Consider the following 22,336-nt stretch of genomic DNA (forward strand, 5'->3'; position numbering starts at 1 on the left):
ACGCCATGATTACCAAGCTCGATTCCAGCCAGGCCGATTTCAAGCAGCGTCTGGACACGCTGCTGGCGTTTGAAGCCAGCACCGACGACGCCATCGAGAACGCCGTCTCCGGCATTCTGGCGGACGTCAAACAGCGCGGCGATGCCGCCGTCCTCGAATACACCAACCGCTTCGACCGCATTCCGAACGGCGGCGCCACCAGCATAGCGGCGCTGGAAATCTCGCAGGAAGAAATGCAGGCCGCATTGGCCGCGATTCCGGACGCGCAGCGCAAGGCACTGGAAGTCGCCGCGCACCGCGTGCGCGTGTTCCACGAACGCCAGAAGCAGGAACTGAACGGCTTCACCTACACCGAGCCGGATGGCACGGTGCTGGGCCAGCGCGTCACGCCGCTGGACCGCGTCGGCATCTACGTCCCGGGCGGTAAAGCCGCTTACCCATCGTCGGTGCTGATGAACGCGATTCCGGCGCACGTCGCCGGCGTCGAAGAAATCATCATGGTGGTGCCAACGCCGGACGGCGTGAAGAACCAGATGGTGCTGGCCGCCGCCGCGATTGCCGGCGTCACCCGCGTGATCACTATCGGCGGCGCGCAAGCCGTCGCCGCGCTGGCGCATGGCACCGAAACCATCCAGGCCGTCGACAAGATCGTCGGCCCTGGCAATGCCTACGTGGCCTCGGCCAAGCGCCGCGTGTTCGGCGTGGTCGGCATCGACATGATCGCCGGCCCGTCGGAAATCCTGATTGTTGCTGACGGCACTACCGATCCTGACTGGGTCGCGATGGACCTGTTCTCGCAAGCGGAGCACGACGAGCTGGCGCAAGCCATCCTGCTGTGCCCAGACGCCGACTACATCGCCAAGGTGGAAGCCAGCATAGAAAAGCTACTTCCACAGATGCCACGCCAGGAAGTAATCCGCACCTCGCTGGGCGACCGCGGCGCGCTGATCAAAGTGCGCGACATGGACGAAGCCTGCGCCATCGCCAACAGCATCGCCGCCGAGCACCTGGAAATCTCCGCCGTCGAGCCGCAGCAATGGGCCGACAAGATCCGTCACGCCGGCGCCATGTTCCTCGGCCGCTTCTCGTCCGAGTCGCTGGGCGACTACTGCTGCGGTCCTAACCACGTGCTGCCGACGTCGCGCACCGCGCGCTTCTCGTCGCCGCTGGGCGTGTACGATTTCCAGAAACGCTCGTCGATCATTTATGTGAGCGAAGCCGGCGCGCAAACGCTGGGCAAGGTCGCGGCCGAACTGGCGTACGGCGAAGGCCTGCAGGCGCACGCCCGCAGCGCGGAACTGCGTATCAAGTAATGACAGATACGTGGATCAATCAGGTTTTCTGTGAGGATGCGTTGGCCGGTTTGGCACGCATCCCGGATGGTTCCATCGATCTGATACTGACCGACCCGCCGTATAACCTCGGCAAGGACTACGGCAATGCATCGGACCAGCAAACGGTGGACGAATACCTGCGCTGGACCGAGCAGTGGATCGATGCCGCCCTGCCCAAGCTGAAGCCCAACGGCAGCTTGTACATCTTCCTGACCTGGCGTTTTTCGCCGGAGATTTTCGTCATGCTGAAAAAGCGCATGACGATGATGAACGAAATTATCTGGGACCGCCGTGTGCCGTCGATGGGCGGCAGCGTGCGCAGTTACTCGTCGGTGCATGACACCATCGGCTTCTTCGTCGGCCGCAAGGACTACTACTTCGACCTGGACGCGGTGCGCATTCCGTACGACGCCGCCACCAAGAAGGCGCGCTCGCGCTCCATCTTCATCGGCGCCAAGTGGCTGGAAGTGGGCTACAACCCGAAGGATTTGTGGAGCGTGTCGCGCCTGCACCGCGAGCATCCGGAGCGCGCCGACCATCCGACCCAAAAGCCGCTGGAGATTATCGAGCGCATGGTCAAGGCTTCGTGCCCGCCGGACGGCGTGGTGCTGGACCTGTTCATGGGCAGCGGCACCACGGCGATAGCAGCCAAGCGCACCGGCCGACATTTCGTCGGCTTCGAGCTGAATCCGGATTACTGCGCGATTATCGCCGAGCGTCTGGCGATGCCCGAAGTGCCGGCGCCGCCGCCGAAGAAACCCAAGAAACCCCGAAGTACCGTCAATTCATAGGAGCCCAAGTAAGATGTCCGCCATCGACACCCTGATTAACAGCACCATCCGCTCAGACGTGCGCGCCGCAGCCGGCTACCACGTTGCCGATGCGAGTGGCTTTATCAAGCTGGATGCGATGGAGAACCCTTACCAGCTGCCGCATCATCTGCGCGACGACCTGGCCAAGCGCCTGGCCGACGTGGCGCTGAACCGCTACCCGGTAGCTTCCTACAGCACGGTCAAGCAGCGCATTGTCGACAAGCTGGGCGTGCCGGCCGGCTATGACGTCATCCTCGGCAACGGCTCGGATGAACTGATCTCCATTCTGTGCATGGCCTGCGCCACGCAGGACCGCCGCAGCACCGTGCTGGCGCCGACGCCGTCGTTCGTCATGTACCAGCGCTCGGCGCAATTCGCCGGCATGGATTACGTCGGCGTGCCGCTGAAGGCCGACCTGACGCTGGACCTGCCGGCGATGCTGGCGGCGATCGAACAGCACAAGCCGTCGCTGGTGTTCCTGTCCTACCCGAACAACCCGACCGGCAACCTGTTCGCCGAAGACGACATCGTCGCCATCATCAAGGCATTGGACGGTTTCGGCCTGGCCGTGGTGGATGAAGCCTACGAGCCGTTCGCGCAGCAGACCTTTATGCACCGCCTGCCGGAATTTAACAACCTGGTGGTGATGCGCACGGTCTCGAAGCTGGGCCTGGCCGGCATCCGCCTCGGCTATCTGTCGGCGGCGCCGCAATTGCTGGCGGAATTCGACAAAGTGCGGCCTCCTTACAACATCAACGTGCTGACCCAGGTTGCGGCTGAATTCGCGCTCGACCACGTGGATGTGCTGAACCAGCAGGCCGCCAATTTGCGCGCCGCACGCGCCGATCTGACGGCTGCATTGGCCCGTCTGCCCGGCGTGGAGGTTTTTCCGTCGGCGGCGAATTTTATCTTGATTCGCGTGCCCAATTCCGACGATGCCTACGCGAAACTGCTGTCCCGCAAGGTATTAGTCAAAAATGTGAGTAAAATGCACAGTGTGCTGACCAATTGTTTACGGATCACCGTGAGCACCCCGGAAGAAAATTCCACCTTCCTCGATGCCTTCGCCGCATCGCAGGCAGCCTGACACCATCGCGAGCTTTTCATGAACCGCACCGCAGAAATCATCCGCAATACCAACGAGACGCAAGTCCGCGTTTCCATCAACCTGGACGGCACCGGCAAGCAAAAGCTGAACACCGGCGTGCCCTTCCTCGACCACATGCTGGACCAGATCGCCCGCCACGGCCTGTTCGATCTGGAAGTGGAAGCCACCGGCGACATCCATATCGACAACCACCACACGGTGGAAGACGTCGGCATTACGCTGGGCATGGCGGTGGCCAAGGCCATCGGCGACCGTAAGGGCATCGTCCGCTACGGCCATTCGTATGTGCCGCTGGACGAGGCGCTGTCGCGCGTCGTGCTGGATTATTCCGGCCGCCCAGGCATCGAATATCACATCCCGTTCACGCGGGCGATGATCGGCACCTTTGACGTCGACCTGACGCTGGAATTCTTCCGCGGCTTCGTCAATCACGCCCTGGTCACGCTGCACATCGACAACCTGCGCGGCACCAACGCCCACCACCAGTGCGAGACGGTCTTCAAAGCATTTGGCCGCGCGCTGCGCATGGCGTCGGAACTCGATCCACGCGCCGCCGGCACCATCCCGTCGACCAAAGGCACTCTGTAAGAAGACACCATGAAAAAAATCGTAGTAGTTGATTACGGCATGGGTAATCTGCGCTCGGTCGCGCAAGCGCTGCGCGCCGTGGCGCCGGAAGCCAATGTGCTGATTTCCGGCGCGGTGGCCGATATCGCCTCCGCCGACCGCATCGTGCTGCCCGGCCAGGGCGCCATGCCGGACTGCATGCGCAGCCTGCGTGAGTCCGGCGTGCAGGAAGCATTGCTGCATGCGTCGAAGAACATCCCCCTGATGGGAGTGTGCATCGGCGAGCAAATGCTGTTTGATGGCAGCGAGGAAGGCGACGCCGCCGGCCTCGGCCTGTTGCCCGGCAAGGTGGTGCGCTTCCAGCTGGACGGCCAGACCCAGGAAGACGGTTCGCGCTTCAAGGTTCCGCAAATGGGCTGGAACCAAGTGACGCAAACGGCGTCTCATCCGATGTGGCAGGATATTGCGGACAACGCGTACTTCTACTTCGTGCACAGCTATTTCGCGCAGCCGGAACAGGCCGCGCACACCGTCGGCCAAACTGTCTACGGTGCGCCGTTCAGTTGTGCCGTCGCCCGTGATAATATTTTTGCGACCCAGTTCCACCCGGAGAAAAGCGCCGCGGCCGGACTGCAGCTGTACAAGAACTTTGTTCACTGGAACCCTTGATTTCTACTCTCTCATCTAACTGACACCATCATGCTGCTTATTCCTGCCATCGACCTCAAAGACGGTCACTGCGTTCGCCTGAAACAAGGTGATATGGAACTCGCCACCGTATTTTCCGAAGATCCGGCCGAGATGGCCTTGCATTGGCTGAAGCAAGGCGCGCGCCGCCTGCACCTGGTCGACCTGAACGGCGCCTTCGCCGGCAAGCCGAAGAACGAGGCCGCCATCAAGTCCATCCTGAAGGCGGTGCAGGACTTCGCGGAAGAAAATGATCTGGAAGAAATTCCGGTGCAACTGGGCGGCGGTATCCGCGACCTGGATACCATCGAACGCTATCTCGATGCCGGCATCACCTATGTGATCATCGGCACCGCTGCGGTGAAAGAGCCGGGCTTCCTGCACGACGCCTGCGGCGCCTTCCCGGGCCACATCATCGTCGGCCTGGACGCCAAGGACGGCAAGGTTGCTACCGACGGCTGGAGCAAGATGTCCGGCCACGAAGTGATCGACCTGGCCAAGAAGTTCGAAGCCTACGGCGTGGAATCGATCATCTACACCGACATCGGCCGCGACGGCATGATGGGCGGCGTCAACATCGAAGCCACCGTCAAGCTGGCGCAAGCCGTCAAGATTCCGGTGATTGCCTCGGGCGGCCTGCACAACCTGGCCGACGTCGAAGCGCTGTGCGCGGTGCAGGACGAAGGCATCGAAGGCGTGATCTGCGGCCGCTCGATTTACGAAGGCACCATCGACCTCGAATCGGCCCAGCTGCGCGCCGACGAGTTGAGCGGTGACCTGATCGAAGAAGAAGACGAATAACATGCTTGCTAAACGCATCATCCCCTGCCTCGACGTGACCGACGGCCGCGTCGTCAAAGGCGTCAATTTCACCGAGCTGCGCGATGCCGGCGACCCGGTGGAAATCGCCCGCCGCTACGACGAGCAGGGCGCCGATGAGCTGACCTTCCTCGACATCACCGCCACCAGCGACAACCGTGGCCTGATCCTCGACATCATCGAGGCGGTGGCGTCGCAGGTGTTCATTCCGCTGACCGTCGGTGGCGGCGTGCGCGAAGTGGCCGATGTGCGCCGCCTGCTGAACGCCGGCGCGGACAAGGTCAGCATGAATTCGTCGGCGGTGTCGAATCCGCAGTTGGTGTTCGACGCCTCGCAGAAGCACGGTTCGCAATGCATCGTGGTGGCGATCGACGCCAAGCAGACTTCGCCCGGCAAGTGGGAAGTGTTTACCCACGGCGGCCGCAAGGCCACCGGCATCGACGCCATCGAGTGGGCGAAAAAAATGGAACAGCTGGGCGCCGGCGAAATCCTGCTGACCAGCATGGACAAGGACGGCACCAAGTCCGGCTTCGACCTCGGCCTGACGCGCGGCGTGTCCGACGCGGTCGGCATTCCGGTGATCGCCTCGGGCGGTGTCGGCGGCCTGCAAGACCTGGCCGACGGCATCAAGCTGGGCAAGGCCGATGCGGTGCTGGCTGCCAGCATCTTCCACTTCGGCCAGTATTCGGTGCAGGAAGCCAAGCGCTTCATGGCGCAGCAAGGCATTCCGATGCGTCTGGATGGAGCGGCATGATGAATGCACCGATCCAGCCGAAGGCTGCCTGGCTGAAAAAAGTAAAGTGGGACGAACACGGCCTGGTGCCGGTGATCGCCCAGGAGGCCGGCAGCAATGACGTGCTGATGTTCGCCTGGATGAACCGTGAGGCGCTGGCCAAGACGGTCGAGCTGGGCGAGGCCGTCTACTGGAGCCGTTCGCGCAAGAAGCTGTGGCACAAGGGCGAAGAGTCCGGCCACGTGCAGAAGGTGCTGGAAGTGCGCCTGGACTGTGACGAAGACGTGATCCTGCTGAAGATCGAGCAGGCCGGCGGCATCGCCTGCCATACCGGCCGCCACTCGTGCTTCTTCCAGAAGTTCGCCGGCGACGCCCAGGAAGGCGACTGGCAGAACACCGAGCCGGTGCTGAAAGATCCATCCGATATTTACAAGGCAGGCAAATGAGCACCATTCTTGACCGCCTGGCCGACGTGATCGAATCGCGCAAGCCGGCCAATGGCGGCGACCCCGCCACCTCCTACACCTCCAAGCTGTTCGCCAAGGGCGACGACGCCATCCTGAAGAAGATCGGCGAGGAAGCCACCGAAACCGTGATGGCGGCCAAGGACGCCCGCGCCGGCGCCGACAGCGGCAAGGTGCTGTACGAAGTGGCCGACTTGTGGTTCCATACGCTGGTGCTGCTGGCCCAGTTCGATCTGAAGCCGCAGCAGGTACTCGATGAACTGGCGCGCCGTGAAGGCGTGTCCGGCATCGAAGAAAAAGCATCCCGTAAAGAATAACCGGAGCCCCGCGTGGAAAACTGCATCTTTTGCAAAATAGCCGAAAAGAAAATTCCTTCGACCGCCGTGTATGAAGATGACGATCTGCTGGCCTTCAAGGACATCAACCCGGCCGCCCCGGTGCACCTGCTGGTGATCCCGAAACAGCACTACGCCACGCTGCAGGATGCGGCCGGCGAACCGGCGCTGCTGGGCAAAATGCTGGCGCTGGCCCCCCGACTGGCAGAGGAATTTGGCTGCGCAGTCGGCTATGATGCGGATGGCGCACCGTCCGCCGGCTACAAGACGCTGATCAACAGTGGGCCGGATGGTGGTCAAGAGGTGTACCATTTGCATCTGCATGTGATCGGCGGCGCCCATCCATGGCGCGGCCAGCGTTGATTTAGCGCGAAACGGCCACATTTACCTCAGAGACTGATGCTTGGCGTATACTGTCGCAGCAGTTCTGGGAATCAACGAATAAATCTGGAGCGCATGCGCTTCGCAAGGGGAATATGATGGGTTCATTTAGCATTTGGCACTGGCTGATCGTTCTGGTTATCGTGATGCTGGTGTTTGGCACCAAGAAACTGGGCAATATGGGTTCGGATATCGGTAAGGCCGTTAAAGGCTTCAAGGATGGCGTCAAGGGCGACGAAGAGAAGCCGACCACGCCGGCCGCCCCGGGCACCATCGATGTCGATGCGAAAGAGAAGAAGTAAGTAGCGCCTTCTTATGATCGATCTCGGTCTTACCAAACTTGCTGTCATCGGCGTGATTGCGCTGGTCGTCATCGGTCCTGAAAAGCTGCCCAAGGTAGCGCGCATGGCCGGGACGCTGTACGGCCGCGCGCAGCGCTACCTGAATGACGTCAAGTCCGAAGTCACGCGCGAAATCGAGCTGGAAGAATTGCGCAACCTGCAGAAGGAAGTGCAGGACGCCGCCCAGGCCGTGAAGACGGATGTGGAAAACTCGATTGCGCAGAATAAGGCTGAGGTGGAAAACGCCTTCAGCGATATCTCCTCGTCGTCATCGCTGTCGGATAGTTCCGATAGTTCCTCTTCGTATTCGCATACCGCGTTTGGCAGCGTGACCACCGACGACCTGGCACGCAAGGCGCGTGAGTTCCGCCGCAAGAAGCTGGTGCGCAACTCGGCCATCCCCAACTGGTACAAGCAGCGCAATGGCGGCAAGCAGCATGTGACCTCGGGTGCGGCGCGGGTAGCCCGCTTCCGTCCACGCGGTCCTACCAACAGCTCCTTCTATTAAATGACTACACCTAACCAGGGCGAAGAGACCTTTATCTCTCACCTGATCGAACTGCGGGATCGTTTGGTCAAGGCCTCGATCGGCATTGCGCTGGTCTGCATCGGGCTGATGATCTGGCCGGGGCCTTCGCACATCTACGACATCATCGCCGAGCCGATGATCCGCTCGCTGCCGGTGGGCTCGAAGATGATTGCGACCGGCGTGATTTCGCCGTTCCTGGTGCCGATGAAGGTGACGCTGGTGATTTCCATCATCCTGTCGCTGCCGTGGGTGCTGTATCAGCTGTGGGCGTTTGTGGCGCCGGGCCTGTATGCACATGAGAAGCGGCTGATTGCGCCGCTGGTGATTTCGTCGTCGGTGCTGTTCATGTCGGGCGTGGCGTTCTGCTATTTCCTGGTGTTCGGCCGGGTGTTCCAGTTCATTGCCGAGTTTTCGCCGCAGTCGATTGCGGTCACGCCGGATATCGAGAACTACCTGGATTTCGTGATGTCGATGTGCCTGGCGTTTGGCGCGACCTTCGAGGTGCCGGTGGTGGTAGTGATCCTGGTGCGCATGGGCCTGGTGTCGGTGGCCAAGCTGAAGGAGATTCGTCCGTATGCGATTGTCGGCGCGTTTGTGATCGCGGCGATTGTGACGCCGCCGGATGCGGTGTCGATGTTCTCGCTGGCGATTCCGATGTGCTTGCTGTTCGAGCTGGGCCTGCTGGTAGCGCCGCTGTTCGTCCGCATGTCGACGGCGCCGGAAGAGAAAGCCTGATCTAAGGCAGTCGGTCCAGTATCTTCACGAGTATGCCGATCGTGACGACATGCAACGTCAGTGAAATACCCACCATCCAATAAACTGTAGTCAACTTGGCTCGGATGCGCTGTTCCAGCGCTTCCAGCTTGTCATTGAAGCGCTGCTCCATCGCTTCCAGCTTAGCGTTAAAGCGTTCTTCCAACGCTTCAAGCTTGGCGTAGATATCCGCACGTAACATTTCTATTCGCGCGATCATATCGGTTCGCAGCAGCACCATCTCGCTTGGTGAGACGGTCGCTTCCGCCATTGCCTGACTGAGCGCCAGGGCTTGAGCTTCGGCCTGCGCCGCCGGGATGCCGGCCTCAATCAGGCTTCTGGTGTATTCAAGGGTGTCGAATTTGATGGGCATATTCATGGTACCTCCCCGATTTGATCGTAGCAGAAAACGGCTGGCGCACAGCCGTTCCCCATCGTATCGAATCACCTGCCCATCTATTTGAGCGAACGCAGGACTACTGCGTCATCAAGCCCTTGATCACCCGCACCGGCGCGCTGCCGTAGCTGAGGAATTGTTCGTGGAACTGCTTCAGGTTGAAGCTGGCGCCCTGCTGCTGCTTGCGCTGCTCGCGCAACTCCATGATCTCGCTGTAGCCGCTGAAGTAGCTGGTCAGCTGCACCGACGACACCTGCACCCGATGCCATTTTTCCACCGCTTCGCTGCGCGTCTGGAAGGCCTGGCGCGTCAGCAGATCGATGGCCTGCTCTTCCGTCATGCCCAGCACATGCACGCTGTAATCCAGAATCGTATTGGTCACGCTGCGCAGATTCCACTTCGACCACATCAGCCACATCTCCGGCGCGTTGTCGCCGTAGCCGGACTCCAGCATCATGCGCTCGCCGTACACCGCCCAGCCTTCCACCATCGCGCCATTGCCAAAGATCGACTTCACGATCGACGGCGAACGGTTGGCATACACCAGCTGCGCGTAGTGGCCCGGAATCGCCTCGTGGATATTCAGGATCTGCAGGATCCAGTAGTTGTACTCGCGCAGGCTGCTCTCGGCCGCTTCCGGCGTCGCGCCATCCAGCGGCGTGACGTTGTAGAAGGTGCGGTCCTGTGGACGATACGGTCCCGGCGCATCAATGCTGGCGCCGGCGACACCCGCCGCATAGGCCGGCGTGGCGCGCACTTCCAGCTGCTTGTTTGGATCCAGCGTCAGCAGGTTATGGCTGATCACGTATTCCTGCAACGCCGGAATCTGGCGCTTGATCTCGTTGACGAAATCCTCGCGCGCCACATGGCGGGCCGACAGCTTGTCGATCACCATGCCGATCTTGGCAAAGCGGTCGGCTGGCTTGGCGGTGTTGCCCATGGTCTTGTCCCACAGCTCATCGGACAGCTTGTCCATATTCGCCAGCAGCTCTTCGCGCGCCGCCAGCGCCTTCTGATAAGTCTGCTCGGCGGTGCTGCCGGACTGGATATCGTAGGCAAATTTCTGCTCATACAAGTCCTTGCCGAGGCGGAAAGTGCGACGGCCCTTGGTGTCCATCTGCTTGTCCAGCTCGGTCAGGAAAGCGACGTAGGCATCGATCGCGGTCAGCGCCGCATTGACGCGCTGCGTGTACTGCTGCTTCTCCACCGGCGTCAGGATCGACGCTTGCGCCACCTTGTCGACTTCGGTCAGCAGCGACTGCACGCCAGGCGCCTGCGCGATGGCCAGGCGGGTATGTTCACGGGTCGGATTGACGATGTTGGCGCGCGCCGCATCGTAATAGGCCGGAATGCTGGCGATGCGTTTGAGCAGTGTGCGCAGGCGCTGCGGCTGGGCCGCGTATTCGGTGTTCAGCACCAGATCGATCGGACCGGCGACGTTGTAGCTGGCCGGATTCCACTCCCACTCGCGCAGCGTGGTCAGGCGCCAGCGATCGCCTTCCAGCTTGTTGACCAGCAGCGCCAGATCGGTACGCTGCTTGGGTGACAGTTGCGCGACCTTGATGGCGCCGAAGCGCTGCAGCCAGTCGCCGATGAAGGCCAGCTCCTTGGCTTGCTCGTCCTTGGTCGGCACGGTCAGCACGGCGGCGGTATCGTACTTGCCGGCGTAGATCGCGCTTTCCGAATCGATGCGCCACAGCGCGTTGAGGAACTGGTTACTGAGGTTGTCGAACTGGCGGTCGGCCCAACGTTCGGACGATACCTTCAGCGCCGGCACGGCGGCGGCCGCAGCAACGGCTGCGCCAGCGCGGGCTTTGCCGGACGACTTGGCGGCAGCCTTGCCCTTGGTGGATTTGCTGGTGTGCTTGGCCTTGCTGGAACTGCTGCTGGCCTTGGCGTTGCTTTTCTTGGCCGGTGTGGCTTTGTGGTGGGTAGCGGCGCCGGCTGGCGCGGCGGCCAGAGCCGCCATCAACGCAGCCAGTGCGAATCTTGTCTTAATCATCATATGCAGCCTTGTATCTGAAGCGGAGGAGATTATCACTAATCTGGCCGCTTGAGAGCGTCCGATACAAGCCGAATTACTTTTTCAAGCCCTCTTGCAGCATCGCCAACATCTCCGACGACGACATGCGGCCGCTGACATCGCTGCCCTCCAGCAGGCTGTCGGCCAGGTCGCGCTTGTGCTGGTGCAGGTCGACGATGCCTTCCTCGATGGTGTGCCGCGCCACCAGCCGGTAGATGGTCACCGGCCGCAGTTGGCCCATGCGGTGCGCGCGGTCCGAGGCCTGGTCTTCCACCGCCGGATTCCACCACGGGTCCATGTGGATCACGTAGTCGGCCGCCGTCAGGTTGATGCCGACCCCGCCCGCCTTCAGCGAAATCAGGAACACATCGCCGACGCCGGCCTGGAAGGCATCCACGCGCTTCTTGCGGTCGGCCATCGAGGTCGAGCCATCAAGGTACTGATAGCTGACGCCCTGTTCATCCAGATGCGCGCGGATCAGCGCCAGATGGTCGACGAACTGGCTGAACACCAGCACCTTGTGCTTGTTCTCCAGCAGGCCTTCCAGCAGGTGTGCGAAGGCGGCCAGCTTGCTGCTGGCCAGTCCCAGTTCCGGCGCGATCAGATTCGGATTGCAGCAGGCGCGGCGCAGCTTCATGATCTCGGCCAGGATCTGGATCGATTTCTTCTCGGCCGGTCCTTCGACCTTTTCCAGATTCTCCAGCGCGGCGCGGCGCAGCGATTCGTACAGCGCCGTTTCGTCGGCCGACAGGTCGACTTCCAGTGTGATCTCGGTGCGCGACGGCAGCTCGGTCAGCACCTGCGACTTGGTACGGCGCAGGATGAAGGGCTGGATCAAACGGCGCAGGCGCTTGCGCGCACCCAGTTCGGCGCGGTGATCCTGCGGTTTCTCGATCGGCGCGGCGAAGCGCAGGTTGAACTGCTCGATGCTGCCCAACAGGCCCGGATTGATGAAGCGGAACAGGTTCCACAACTCGCCCAGATGGTTCTCCAGCGGCGTGCCGGTGACGGCGATGCGGAACTCGCCCTTCAGCGCCATCACCGCAGCGGAGCGCTTGGTGGCGGCGTTCTTGATGGCCTGCGCTTCATCCAGCACGATGGTATTCCACTGCACGCCCGCAAACAGCGCCGACTCCAGTTGCAGCAGGCCGTAGCTGGTCACCACCACGTCGTAGGCGTGCAGATTGTTCAGCTGCTCCGCGCGGTCGCCGGCGCCGAACAACTGCACGTTCAGCGTCGGAGCGAAGCGCGCGGCTTCGCTCATCCAGTTCATGCAGACCGAGGTTGGTGCGATCACCAGCGTCGGGCCTTGCGGCGCGCGCGACAGCATCAGCGCCAGCGCCTGCAGCGTTTTGCCGAGACCCATATCGTCGGCCAGGCAGGCGCCCACCCCCCAATGGGCAAGGCGCGACAGCCAGTTGTAGCCTTCCAGCTGATAGTCACGCAACTCCGCCTGCAAAGTGCTTGGCAGTTGCGGCTCGAACGTGGTCTGTTCCTGCATGCGCGACAAATGCGCTTTCCACAGCTTGTCGGATTTGAGGCCGCCGACATCGTCGGCCAGTTCTTCCAGCGCAAACGACGCCAGCGGATGCAGGCGCACGCCGTCGGCGGTGAGCTCACCATAGGCCGATACTTCCTGCAGGCGGCGATACAGTTCCTCGGTCAGCGCCAGATAGCGGTTCTCGCCCAGTTCAACGAAGCGGCCGTGGCTCTTCTCCATCATCTGCAGCAGCGTGCGCAGGTCGATGACCTTGCCCTCGTCCACTTGCAGTTCGCCGCTGGCGGCAAACCAGTCCTTGTTGCTCTTGATGGCCAGCCGCAGCTGCTTGGTCTCGACCTTGTTGGTGACGCGGAAGCTCTCGCCCTCCGGCCAGGCGATGACGATGCTGGCCGGGTCCAGCGCCTGCAATTCCACCAGCAGTTGCAGGCACAGCGCCGGTTGGCCGAGTAGCCACTCGCCGTGTTCCTGCTCGGCCGATTCCAGCACCGGACACCTGGCGATCAGGTCGCGCTCCGCATCGCGTTCGTCGATCAGCTGGCGGCGCGCCTGTACCGGCTTGCCGCCGATGTCGGCGATCACGCTGTCGGCGCCGTCGCCCGGCTTGTAATAGGCGCCATTGACCAGCGGCCGCACCAGGATCTGCATCTTCAGGCCGTGCTGGTAGGGCAGCAAGTGCAGATGCAGGCGCATGTCGGCTTCCATCTGCTCCATGTCCGGCGCGGCGCCGCCGATGTCCGACTGCACCGTCACCAGCGACGAGATGGCGCTGATGGCCGACAGCACCTGCTGCTCCGCATGCGACGGCACGTTGAGCGCATCGCCGACGATAGAGGCGATCTTGCGGTGCTCATCGAGGATGCTGACCACGCGCAGGCGCGTTGGCGTCTCGCGGGTGATGACCACCGACGAGTTATCGTCCGGGATCGGCGGTTGCAAGCGCAGCTCCAGGTTGCCGGGACTGCGCTTGACCAGCAGCTCCGGTTCGCCGGACAGCATCTCCACCCGCATATCCGGCAAATCGGACCAGTACAGCAGCGGGTGATTCACCAGCATCGGCGCGGCGCGCTGCGGGTCGATTTCGTAAGTCAAACCGGTGGATTGGTAGCCGCGATGCGCCACCGTGATGGCCTCCGCTGCGCGGATATCCTGCGGCGTCAGGAAGTCGAACTGCTCGGACTCGAAGCGCAGCCGCTTCAGGCCCACGGCGCGGCCCTTGCTCCACAGGCCGCGCGCATCGCGTTTCTGCTCCACCGGCGCGATGTCGGTCAGGCCGTGGCGTGGATCGAAGGTCAGCAGCCAGACCAGGCGCGAACTGCCCGCCGCATCCGGCGCAGTCGGCTGGTGCAGGTTGATCAGCGCGGTGAGCTGGCGCTGCCAGCCTTCCTGCCGCTCGAACCAGGTGCTCAGGTCCGGGAAGCCGAAGCGCGACCGCAAGGCTTGCGCGTGCGTCTGCATCGCGGCGTCGCCCATCTGGCCCAGCAGCGCGGCGCCCTGGCTGGCGATGAACATATAGCCGGCGCGTTCGGCGGTCTTCACCATTTCCTGCAACTGCTCCTTGCGCTCCTGCAGTTGCGGCAGCGAGAGCCAGAAGTACAGCAGGTACTGGAACATCTGCGTTTGCAGCGATGGTTCCCACGGCAGCGCCGACACCGCGTCCACCTGCATGACGCCGGCGCGGATCTGGCGCAGCATGTCGATCTGCTGGTGCACCGCGCTGTCGTGGTTCCTCGGCAGCTTGACGGCGATTTCCAGGTAGGCTTCCGTCGCCTTCAGGTGCTTGGCGTCGGCGCTGCGCAGGGCCGACAGCAGGTATAGCTGCGCACCCATGCCGGTGAACAGCTGCTTGCGTTTGCCGGTGTCGCGGCGCAGGGTTTTCAGCGCGGCGTCAAAGCCGATAATGGCGGCGCTGGCGGCGCCGCGCAGCAGCACCACTACGCTGGCGAGGTACTGGCTTTGCGGACCGACGGTGCGTTCCAGGTAACGCTTGGCGTCGTCCAGGCGGCCGCACAGCAGCGCGTCTTCCGCCATCGCCATGCGCAGTTCGGAATTGACGTCGCCGTGACGGCGCTGCATATGCATCTCGCAGAATTCGCGGATTGCAGGCGCGGTGGCCGGTTCGTGCTGGGCGTTTTGCAGCAGCACCGCCAGCACATCGTCTTGCAGCAGCGGGTGGACCAGCGCGAGCATGCCCGGCTCGAATGGGCGGCCGAAGATATCGACGATCGGATGCAGCTGCGCCGCCTCGTAGCTGCCCAGGCAGAACGCCAGCACCTGCTGGATCTGTTGCGGGCCGTGGCCGCGCAGAAGGCCCATGCGCAGGCGCGCCATGCCGGCGCGGTAACTGCGCGGCTCCATGCTGTTCCAGGTCTGGCGCATCGGCACCAGCTCCGCGTAGGCGGCGCACAGGTCTTCCAGCGCATGGGTGCCGATGGCGGAACGGATCGCCGGCCAGCGCAGCTTGGGATTGCAGATAAAGCCGCGTCCCGTCACCACGCTGATGAAGGCCAGGCGCTCCAGCCGCGACATGGAATCGTCCAGCGTAGCGACGGTGTACAGATTGCCGTCGTTATCCTGCTCGATGCGTGCATGGTTCAGGTGATCGAGGATGGCGGTGCGTCCCGTCGGCTCGCCGATCAGGGCGAGCAGGGCGAGAATGGCTTTTTCGTTAAATGGCAGCGCATCGAATTCGACGAGCAGCTTGGGATCGGTCATGCGTGATTCAGCTTAAAGATGTTTTGATAGAAGTCCAGCTCCGCTTCCAGCGTGCGGATGATGTTTTCGGCTTTGCGGAAGCCATGGCCTTCGCCTTCCAGCGGCACGTATTCGACCGGGATGCCGCGCTTTTTCAGCGCGTCGACCATCATTTCCGATTGCTGCGGCGGCACTACCTTGTCGTCCAGGCCCTGGAAGAAGATCATCGGGCGTGACAGCTTGTCGGTGTGGTTGATCGGCGAACGTTGGGCGTAGATGGCATCGGCCTGCGCTTTCGGCGCGATCAGGTATTCATTGTAATGCGACTCGAACTTGTGCGAATCCTGGTCCAGGCCTTTCAGGTCGGAGACGCCGTAGTAGCTGGCGCCGGCCTTGAACACATCGTGGAAGGTCAGTGCGCACAGCGTGGTCAAGCCGCCAGCGCTGCCGCCACGGATGATCAGGCGTTCGCCGTCGGCCAGGCCGCGCTCCACCAGCGCCTGGGCGCCGGCCACGCAGTCTTCCACGTCGACGATGCCCCACTGGCCCTTGAGCAGGTCGCGGTAGGCGCGGCCAAAGCCGGTGCTGCCGCCGTAGTTCACATCCAGCACGCCGAAACCACGGCTGGTCCAGAACTGCGTCTTCAGGTTAAGCGTGTTGACGGTCATGCCGGTCGGGCCGCCGTGGCTGATGACGATCACCGGCGGCTTGCTGCCTGCCGGCGCCTGCACGTCCTGGTTGCGCGGCGGGTAGTAGAAGGCGTGCGCGGTGCGGCCGTTGGCGCTCGGATAGCTGATGCTGGTCGGGATGGACAGGTTGGCTTCCTCCGGCAAGTCGTCAATCGACTGCGCCAGGATTTCGACGCCTTCCTCGGTGAAGTCGATGCGCGCCAGTTCCATCGGGATGGTCGGGCCGCCTGCCAGCATGGCGATGTAGCCGGGACCGACGCGCAGTTCGCGGATTTCCTCGTACGGATTGGCGATGGCTTCCAGCTTGCCGCTGCCCGGCAGCAGGCGCGCCAGGCGGCTCACGCCCTTGTCGATGTAGGTGCAAATGATTTCGCTGGCCGAGCGGAAGCCGTACATGCTGTTACCGAAGGTCCAGTGCGGGGAGGCGAATTCGGCTTCCATCGGGCACAGGCCTTCAGTGCGCACGCGGTCGGCGCGCAGTCGGTACAGATTCCACCATCCGCTGCGGTCGGAGACGAAGTGCAGCAGATTGTCGGGCGACCATTCGGGCTGGCAGATGGATTCCTCTTCGCCGCCAGCGATGCGTTTGGGCGTGGCCAGCGTTCCGTCGGCGTTGATATCGGCCAGCCACAGCGTGGTGCCTTGCCAAGGCATGCGCGGATGGTCCCAGCTTAGCCAGACCAGCGAGCGGCCGTCCGGCGACAGGCGTGGCGACGAATAAAAGTCCGCACCCTGCGCGAGCACCGTCTCGGCGCCGCCGGCGATGTCGATCGCGCAGATCGTATTGGTCGGCTGCGCATGTTCATCGTCGCCATGCAGCTCGCGCACGCCGATCAGCCGATTACGCGCGCGGTCGACCACAAAATCGGCAAAGCGCTGCTTGCCGGCCTGCGTGACCGCCACCGGCGCATCGCCGGGAATTACGCGATAGACGCAGTTATCCTTAAAGTGCGAGAAGTACACCGTCTCGCCCTCCGCCGCATACGCCCCGCCGCCATATTCATGCACCCGCGAGCGCACATTGAACGGCGCCGGCGTCAATTCCTCGGTGGTGGCGCCGTGATAGCGCAGCAGCGTATTGCGGCCTGCTTCGGCCGCGCGGCCGGCCAGCCAGAAGATATCGCCGCCATCGGACCCGCCCAGCATCAGCGACGACAGCGGCGTCGCCCCCGCCGCCACGCGCGCAGCGCTGATGGTCGAGGGCCAGGCGCCAAAGGCGGCAATGTTCGGGGAAGCAGGCGATGTCATAAAAGCTCCAAAAAGGTCAGTGCGCGGTGCTCCGCATGATAGAGCAAAATTCGGGGTCAGTTCTGCCAAATGCACACGAACCCATGTACATTTGGCAGAACTGACCCCGGGTTAAATTCGCAAAATGGCGTGGGATGCGATAATAGAGGCTTGATTGTTCTCTATTGCCTTCCATGCCACAATTTGCTCCGCTCAAGAATGACACCTTCCTGCGCGCGTTGTTGCGCCAGCCCACCACCTACACCCCTGTGTGGCTGATGCGCCAGGCCGGAAGGTATTTGCCTGAATACCGCGCTACCCGCGCCAAAGCCGGTTCCTTTATGGGCCTGGCCACCAATCCCGATTACGCCACCGAGGTGACCATCCAGCCGCTGGACCGCTTCCCGCTGGATGCCGCCATCCTGTTCTCCGACATCCTGACGGTGCCGGATGCGATGGGCCTGGGCCTGCACTTCGTTGAAGGCGAAGGCCCGAAATTCGAGCGCCCGCTGAAGACCGAGGCCGATGTCCTGGCCCTGCGTCAGCCGGAACCGGGTTCGCTGGACTACGTCTTCAAGGCCGTGACCCAGATTCGCACCGAGCTGAATGGCCGCGTGCCGCTGATCGGCTTCTCCGGCAGCCCTTGGACGCTGGCCTGCTATATGGTGGAGGGCGAAGGCTCGCGCGAGTTCCACAACATCAAGAAGATGCTGTACAACCGCCCGGACCTGATGCGCTTCATCCTCGACACCAACGCCAAGGCGGTGGCCGAGTACCTGAACGCGCAGATCGACGCCGGCGCGCAGGCTGTGATGATCTTCGACTCGTGGGGCGGCGCGCTGGCCGATGGCGCCTACCAGGAGTTCTCGCTCAAGTACATGCGCCAGGTACTGGCGCTGCTGAAGCGTGAAAAGGATGGCGTCAAGATCCCGGCCATCGTGTTCACCAAGGGCGGCGGCCACTGGATCGAGGAAATCGCCGACATCGGCGCTGACGCGCTGGGCCTGGACTGGACCGCCAACCTGACCCAGGCACGCCACAAGGTTGGCCACAAGGTCGCCCTGCAGGGCAATCTGGACCCGGCCATCCTGTTCGCCAGCCCGGACCAGATTACCGCTGAAGTCCATAAGGTACTGGACGCTTTCGGCCCACCGGGCGTCAGCGGCAGTGGCCACGTGTTCAACTTGGGCCACGGCATTTCGCAGTTCACGCCGCCGGAAAGCGTGGCGGCCATGGTGGAAGCTGTGCACACCTACAGCAAGGCTCAACGCTCAGCTTGATTTCGATCGTGTAGAGGGGCACGTTTCGAAAGAAACGTGCCCTTTTTTATTCTGCACGCGCTCTGATCAGACCGACTTATGCACAATTTTTTTTGCTGCGGAAATAATAGGCAGTGCTTTTTGGCTAGCCCTTGATGCTGAGTTAACTCATTGATTTAAAGCGATAAAATTTGTGGTCCAGAGGGCAATGTTTAGCAAGCCGTAAACACTGTGGCTAAGCTTCAAGTAGTTTATTTCTTCATTTTCCACAAAGTTATCCACAAAAACTGTGGACAAGAAATAAAATGACTTAGTAAACCGTGACTTAGCCATAATATTGCTGTTTCGCCTGAGATTCATGTTGCGTTGCACGATTTTTAGGCAAAAATGACACCCTGACCAAGCTTGTTATCAAGCCGCAAAGCTTGGTGTGAGCATAAGGATAAAATTTGGCGGATTGGTGCACTGCAAAGTGCCGAAACGGTGCAAAAAAGTGCTTGATTTCCCCGAAAAAAAGCTCCTAAATACTTCACTTATGCACAGCTGGCCGTTTCCGACGGCGAATTTCGGCTCCCTAGGAAGCATTTTCCAAGTCATTGATTTTAAAGAGATAAAATTTTGATTTTTTACCCGGTTTTGGAAGATGCCAACTTGAATGTCAGTGCTTTCCGGGGATTAAGATTCCATTGTCCACAAAGTTATCCACAGAAACTGTGGATACATACAGCATCGATATTTTTGCAAGGTGCAGCATGAATAATCCACGCCCTTGCTACCTGCAAATCGCTATTGATACGCCGCTCAACGCGGTGTTTGACTACCGCTGGCAGTGCGATCCGGCCGAGCGGCCCCAGGTGGGCCAGCTGGCGCTGGTGTCCTTCGCGCGGCGCGAGGTGGTGGGCCTGATCGTCGGTGTGGTCGATGAGACCGATGTGCCTATGGAAAAGTTGAAGGATGCGCTGGCCGTGCGCAGCCAGCTGGCGCCGCTGTCGGCCCAATGGCTGGCGCTGGCCGGTTTTGCCGCCGATTACTACCAGCGGCCGCTGGGCGAGGTGGCGCTGCCCGGCCTGCCCAAGAACCTGCGCGTGCTGACCACCGTGGCGCTGGACCGGGCGCTAAAGAAGCTGGCCAAGCTGGAGACGCCGCACGATCCCACGCCGTCCAACATGCCGGTGCTGAATCCACAGCAGCAGATCGCCGCCGACGCCATCGGTGGCGCCCAGGGCTTCAAGCCGACCCTGCTTTACGGCGTGACCGGCAGCGGCAAGACAGAGGTCTACTTGCAAGCCTGCGCGCAAGTGCTGGAACGCGAGCCGGACGGCCAGATCCTGATCCTGGTGCCCGAAATCAACCTGACGCCCCAGCTGGAAGGCAATATCCGCGCGCGCTTCCCCGGCGTGATGCTGGCCACGCTGCACAGCAGCCTGTCCGAGGGCGAACGCATGCTGCACTGGCTGGCGGCGCACCAGGGCAAGGCGCGCATCGTGCTGGGCACGCGGCTGGCGATTTTGTCGTCGCTGCCACATTTGAAGCTGATCGTCATCGACGAGGAACACGATCCCTCGTACAAGCAGCAGGAAGGCCTGCGCTATTCCGCGCGCGACCTGGCGGTTTGGCGGGCGTGGCAGTTGCAGATTCCGATTGTGCTGGGCTCGGCCACGCCGTCGCTGGAAAGCTGGCACCACGCGCAGTCCGGCCGCTATCGCAAGCTGGAACTGCGCGAGCGGGCCGTGCAGAACGCCGTGCTGCCGACCGTCAAGCTGATCGACATGGAGCGCGACAAGCCCAACGACGGCCTGACTTCACACCTGGTGGCGGCCATCAGGCAGCGGCTGGAGCGCGGTGAGCAGTCGCTGCTGTTCCTCAACCGCCGTGGTTACGCGCCGGTGATCTGCTGCGAATCCTGCGGCTGGATCAGCGAATGCACGCGCTGCACCTCGTTCATGGTGCTGCATCGTCCCGAACACCGCTTGCGCTGCCACCATTGCAGCCTGGAGATGCGCATTCCGCGCCATTGCCCGACTTGCGGCAATATCGACATCCAGCCGCTGGGACGCGGCACGCAGCGCGTGGAGGAGGGTTTGCAGGCTTTGTTCCCCGAAGCGCGCATCCTGCGCATCGACGCCGACTCGACCCGCAAGAAGGGCAGCGCGCAGGAGGCGTTCGATACCGTGCACCGCGGCGAGGTGGATATTCTGGTCGGCACGCAGATGGTCGCCAAGGGCCACGACTTCAAGCGGCTGACGCTGGTGGGCATCATGAATCCGGATACGGCGTTGTTTTCGCAGGACTACCGCGCCAGTGAACGGCTGTTTGCGCAGCTGATGCAGGTATCCGGCCGCGCCGGACGGGCTGGCATTCCGAGCGAGGTGCTGATCCAGACCCGCTATCCGCAGCATCCACTGTACGGCGCGGTGGTGCACCACGATTACGATCACTTTGCGTCGGCCTTGCTGGAGGAGCGCGAGCAGGCCGCGTTGCCGCCGTATCTGTTCCAGGCGTTGTTGCGGGCCGAGGCGCGGGAACTGGCCACGGCGATCGAGTTCCTGACCATGGCGCGCGATTGCATGCAGCATCCGGGCATCACCATCAACGATCCGATTCCGATGACCATGACGCGCGTGCACAATGTGGACCGCGCGCAGTTGCTGGTGGAGTCGCCGTCACGGCCGGCGCTGCAAGCCTTCCTCAAGGAGTGGATGCTGACGCTGCGCGAGATGAAAAGCCGCGTGAAGTGGTCGCTGGAAGTCGATCCGCTGGATATTTAGGCCAGCAGGTAGCGCCGGGCGGTCGCCACGATCTGTTCGGACAGCGCGCGGGTGAAGGGCGTGTCCAGGTTCCACGCGTGCCAGTGCAGCGGCACGTCGACCACCTGCCCGGGCGCCAGATCGACCAGCCGCTCGTCGGTCAGCGCCGCAGCCACCTGTTGCAGCGGCAGAAGGCCATACGCCAGGCCGCCGAACACGCACTCGGTGCTGGCCGCCGACAGCGGCAGCGTGTGATGCGGATAAGCGCCGCGCCACTCTAGCACCTGCTGCAGGAAGCCGCTCATCATGTCGCGGTCGCACACCACGGCGGGCGCCAGCTGTACCGCATCGGTGATAAAACCGTCGCCGAACCAGTGATTGGCAAACGCCTTGGTGGCCACGCAGACGTAGCGCATCCTGCCCAGCGGCGTCACCTGGGGACCGTTGGCCTGCGGCTCGGCCGCGCCGGCCGCCACGCAGCCGAACACGCTGCCTTCGCGCACCAGATGCAGCGCCAGTTCCGGCGCTGCCACCTGCACATTCAGCTGGCAGCGCGGCGGCGACAGCAGCGGCTGCAAACTCAGCGGGAACCAGGTCGCCAGGCTGGCGGCATCCACCGCCAGCGCGATTTCCGGCATGCTGACCTGGTTGCCCAGGTCGATATCCAGCGACGCTTCCATCAGCTTGACGTTGCGGTGGTGGGACACCAGCCGCTGGCCCAGTCCGGTCGGCACGGCCGGCTGGCCGCGCACGATCAGCAGGCGGCCGGCCGCATCCTCCAACGCCTTGATGCGCTGGGACACGGCCGATTGGCTGATGCCGAGCGCCAGTGCGGCCTTTTCAAAGCTGCCCTGGCTGACCACAGCATCCAGCACGGCAAGCGCCCGATAGTCCAGATTGTCCATAAGTCAAGCTTATAAAATTTGAAAACGATAAGCC

At 62.3% G+C, this 22,336-nt stretch carries 20 protein-coding genes; 15 read left to right on the forward strand and 5 right to left on the reverse strand.

What is annotated here, in order from left to right:
- The first annotated feature begins 5 nt into the window (after positions 1-5).
- The 13 genes from hisD to tatC all read left to right on the forward strand — a co-directional run bounded on the left by hisD (position 6) and on the right by tatC (position 8,845).
- The gene (gene hisD, locus GTP69_RS12140) at positions 6-1,313 is read left to right on the forward strand and encodes a histidinol dehydrogenase (RefSeq protein ID WP_202424394.1); all 1,308 of its coding nucleotides are present in this window, start codon (positions 6-8) and stop codon (positions 1,311-1,313) included.
- Positions 1,313-2,125, forward strand: coding sequence for a DNA-methyltransferase (locus tag GTP69_RS12145; RefSeq protein WP_161055147.1), 813 nt, complete (start codon positions 1,313-1,315; stop codon positions 2,123-2,125). The genes hisD and GTP69_RS12145 overlap by 1 nt, the downstream gene beginning before the upstream one ends.
- 13 nt (positions 2,126-2,138) lie before the next feature.
- Positions 2,139-3,233: a histidinol-phosphate transaminase gene (gene hisC, locus GTP69_RS12150; RefSeq protein ID WP_161055148.1), complete on the forward strand. Its 1,095-nt coding sequence runs from the start codon at positions 2,139-2,141 to the stop codon at positions 3,231-3,233.
- An 18-nt stretch (positions 3,234-3,251) separates the two neighbouring features.
- Positions 3,252-3,842, forward strand: coding sequence for an imidazoleglycerol-phosphate dehydratase HisB (gene hisB / locus GTP69_RS12155; RefSeq protein WP_090190670.1), 591 nt, complete (start codon positions 3,252-3,254; stop codon positions 3,840-3,842).
- A 9-nt stretch (positions 3,843-3,851) separates the two neighbouring features.
- Positions 3,852-4,490 carry an imidazole glycerol phosphate synthase subunit HisH gene (hisH, locus tag GTP69_RS12160; RefSeq protein WP_161055149.1) on the forward strand — a complete coding sequence of 213 codons (639 nt, stop codon included), beginning with the start codon at positions 3,852-3,854 and terminating at the stop codon, positions 4,488-4,490.
- Positions 4,491-4,520: 30 nt separating this feature from the next.
- Positions 4,521-5,309 carry a 1-(5-phosphoribosyl)-5-[(5-phosphoribosylamino)methylideneamino]imidazole-4-carboxamide isomerase gene (gene hisA, locus GTP69_RS12165; RefSeq protein ID WP_161055150.1) on the forward strand — a complete coding sequence of 263 codons (789 nt, stop codon included), beginning with the start codon at positions 4,521-4,523 and terminating at the stop codon, positions 5,307-5,309.
- A 1-nt stretch (position 5,310) separates the two neighbouring features.
- Complete coding sequence (gene hisF, locus GTP69_RS12170; RefSeq protein WP_110845882.1) at positions 5,311-6,081, forward strand: imidazole glycerol phosphate synthase subunit HisF; 771 nt, start codon at positions 5,311-5,313, stop codon at positions 6,079-6,081.
- Positions 6,081-6,506, forward strand: a complete 426-nt coding sequence (gene hisI, locus GTP69_RS12175; protein ID WP_161055249.1) for a phosphoribosyl-AMP cyclohydrolase — start codon at positions 6,081-6,083, stop codon at positions 6,504-6,506. Before hisF ends, hisI begins: the two co-directional genes overlap by 1 nt.
- A complete protein-coding gene (locus GTP69_RS12180; RefSeq protein ID WP_110845880.1) occupies positions 6,503-6,841 on the forward strand; it encodes a phosphoribosyl-ATP diphosphatase in 339 nt (112 codons plus the stop codon). Before hisI ends, GTP69_RS12180 begins: the two co-directional genes overlap by 4 nt.
- A gap of 12 nt (positions 6,842-6,853) precedes the next feature.
- Positions 6,854-7,222 carry a histidine triad nucleotide-binding protein gene (locus GTP69_RS12185; protein WP_161055151.1) on the forward strand — a complete coding sequence of 123 codons (369 nt, stop codon included), beginning with the start codon at positions 6,854-6,856 and terminating at the stop codon, positions 7,220-7,222.
- A gap of 116 nt (positions 7,223-7,338) precedes the next feature.
- Positions 7,339-7,542, forward strand: a complete 204-nt coding sequence (tatA, locus tag GTP69_RS12190; protein WP_110846655.1) for a Sec-independent protein translocase subunit TatA — start codon at positions 7,339-7,341, stop codon at positions 7,540-7,542.
- A gap of 13 nt (positions 7,543-7,555) precedes the next feature.
- Positions 7,556-8,089, forward strand: a complete 534-nt coding sequence (tatB, locus tag GTP69_RS12195) for a Sec-independent protein translocase protein TatB (protein ID WP_161055152.1) — start codon at positions 7,556-7,558, stop codon at positions 8,087-8,089.
- The gene (gene tatC / locus GTP69_RS12200) at positions 8,090-8,845 is read left to right on the forward strand and encodes a twin-arginine translocase subunit TatC (RefSeq protein WP_161055153.1); all 756 of its coding nucleotides are present in this window, start codon (positions 8,090-8,092) and stop codon (positions 8,843-8,845) included.
- A 1-nt stretch (position 8,846) separates the two neighbouring features.
- On the opposite strand, the gene GTP69_RS12205 is transcribed toward tatC, so the two are convergent.
- From GTP69_RS12205 to GTP69_RS12220, 4 genes are all read right to left on the reverse strand, one after another.
- Complete coding sequence (locus GTP69_RS12205) at positions 8,847-9,242, reverse strand: hypothetical protein (protein WP_161055154.1); 396 nt, start codon at positions 9,240-9,242, stop codon at positions 8,847-8,849.
- A 97-nt stretch (positions 9,243-9,339) separates the two neighbouring features.
- On the reverse strand, positions 9,340-11,262 hold the full coding sequence (locus GTP69_RS12210) for a DUF885 domain-containing protein (RefSeq protein WP_161055155.1): 1,923 nt from the start codon (positions 11,260-11,262) through the stop codon (positions 9,340-9,342).
- 76 nt (positions 11,263-11,338) lie between these two features.
- On the reverse strand, positions 11,339-15,496 hold the full coding sequence (locus GTP69_RS12215) for a DEAD/DEAH box helicase (RefSeq protein ID WP_161055156.1): 4,158 nt from the start codon (positions 15,494-15,496) through the stop codon (positions 11,339-11,341).
- Positions 15,493-17,412: a S9 family peptidase gene (locus GTP69_RS12220; RefSeq protein ID WP_161055157.1), complete on the reverse strand. Its 1,920-nt coding sequence runs from the start codon at positions 17,410-17,412 to the stop codon at positions 15,493-15,495. The genes GTP69_RS12215 and GTP69_RS12220 overlap by 4 nt, the downstream gene beginning before the upstream one ends.
- A 173-nt stretch (positions 17,413-17,585) precedes the next feature.
- Here GTP69_RS12220 and hemE point away from each other — a divergent pair, with 173 nt between their 5' ends.
- Both hemE and GTP69_RS12230 read left to right on the forward strand, forming a co-directional pair.
- Positions 17,586-18,671, forward strand: coding sequence for a uroporphyrinogen decarboxylase (gene hemE / locus GTP69_RS12225; RefSeq protein WP_161055158.1), 1,086 nt, complete (start codon positions 17,586-17,588; stop codon positions 18,669-18,671).
- A 731-nt stretch (positions 18,672-19,402) separates the two neighbouring features.
- Complete coding sequence (locus tag GTP69_RS12230; RefSeq protein ID WP_161055159.1) at positions 19,403-21,418, forward strand: primosomal protein N'; 2,016 nt, start codon at positions 19,403-19,405, stop codon at positions 21,416-21,418.
- Here the strand turns inward: GTP69_RS12230 and GTP69_RS12235 are convergent.
- Positions 21,415-22,302 carry an ArgP/LysG family DNA-binding transcriptional regulator gene (locus GTP69_RS12235; protein WP_161055160.1) on the reverse strand — a complete coding sequence of 296 codons (888 nt, stop codon included), beginning with the start codon at positions 22,300-22,302 and terminating at the stop codon, positions 21,415-21,417. The genes GTP69_RS12230 and GTP69_RS12235 overlap by 4 nt on opposite strands.
- Between the last annotated feature and the right edge of the window lie 34 nt (positions 22,303-22,336).

This window comes from Duganella levis, from assembly GCF_009857605.1.
Lineage (GTDB): Bacteria > Pseudomonadota > Gammaproteobacteria > Burkholderiales > Burkholderiaceae_D > Rugamonas > Rugamonas levis.

Excerpts from the sequence above, each read along its gene's own strand:
- hisD (WP_202424394.1), top strand. The coding sequence starts at position 6 with ATGATTACCAAGCTCGATTCCAGCCAGGCCGATTTCAAGCAGCGTCTG.
- GTP69_RS12145 (WP_161055147.1), top strand. The coding sequence starts at position 1,313 with ATGACAGATACGTGGATCAATCAGGTTTTCTGTGAGGATGCGTTGGCC.
- hisC (WP_161055148.1), top strand. The coding sequence starts at position 2,139 with ATGTCCGCCATCGACACCCTGATTAACAGCACCATCCGCTCAGACGTG.
- hisB (WP_090190670.1), top strand. The coding sequence starts at position 3,252 with ATGAACCGCACCGCAGAAATCATCCGCAATACCAACGAGACGCAAGTC.
- hisH (WP_161055149.1), top strand. The coding sequence starts at position 3,852 with ATGAAAAAAATCGTAGTAGTTGATTACGGCATGGGTAATCTGCGCTCG.
- hisA (WP_161055150.1), top strand. The coding sequence starts at position 4,521 with ATGCTGCTTATTCCTGCCATCGACCTCAAAGACGGTCACTGCGTTCGC.
- hisF (WP_110845882.1), top strand. The coding sequence starts at position 5,311 with ATGCTTGCTAAACGCATCATCCCCTGCCTCGACGTGACCGACGGCCGC.
- hisI (WP_161055249.1), top strand. The coding sequence starts at position 6,081 with ATGAATGCACCGATCCAGCCGAAGGCTGCCTGGCTGAAAAAAGTAAAG.
- GTP69_RS12180 (WP_110845880.1), top strand. The coding sequence starts at position 6,503 with ATGAGCACCATTCTTGACCGCCTGGCCGACGTGATCGAATCGCGCAAG.
- tatA (WP_110846655.1), top strand. The coding sequence starts at position 7,339 with ATGGGTTCATTTAGCATTTGGCACTGGCTGATCGTTCTGGTTATCGTG.
- tatB (WP_161055152.1), top strand. The coding sequence starts at position 7,556 with ATGATCGATCTCGGTCTTACCAAACTTGCTGTCATCGGCGTGATTGCG.
- tatC (WP_161055153.1), top strand. The coding sequence starts at position 8,090 with ATGACTACACCTAACCAGGGCGAAGAGACCTTTATCTCTCACCTGATC.
- GTP69_RS12205 (WP_161055154.1), bottom strand. The coding sequence starts at position 9,242 with ATGAATATGCCCATCAAATTCGACACCCTTGAATACACCAGAAGCCTG.
- GTP69_RS12210 (WP_161055155.1), bottom strand. The coding sequence starts at position 11,262 with ATGATTAAGACAAGATTCGCACTGGCTGCGTTGATGGCGGCTCTGGCC.
- GTP69_RS12215 (WP_161055156.1), bottom strand. The coding sequence starts at position 15,496 with ATGACCGATCCCAAGCTGCTCGTCGAATTCGATGCGCTGCCATTTAAC.
- GTP69_RS12220 (WP_161055157.1), bottom strand. The coding sequence starts at position 17,412 with ATGACATCGCCTGCTTCCCCGAACATTGCCGCCTTTGGCGCCTGGCCC.
- hemE (WP_161055158.1), top strand. The coding sequence starts at position 17,586 with ATGCCACAATTTGCTCCGCTCAAGAATGACACCTTCCTGCGCGCGTTG.
- GTP69_RS12230 (WP_161055159.1), top strand. The coding sequence starts at position 19,403 with ATGAATAATCCACGCCCTTGCTACCTGCAAATCGCTATTGATACGCCG.
- GTP69_RS12235 (WP_161055160.1), bottom strand. The coding sequence starts at position 22,302 with ATGGACAATCTGGACTATCGGGCGCTTGCCGTGCTGGATGCTGTGGTC.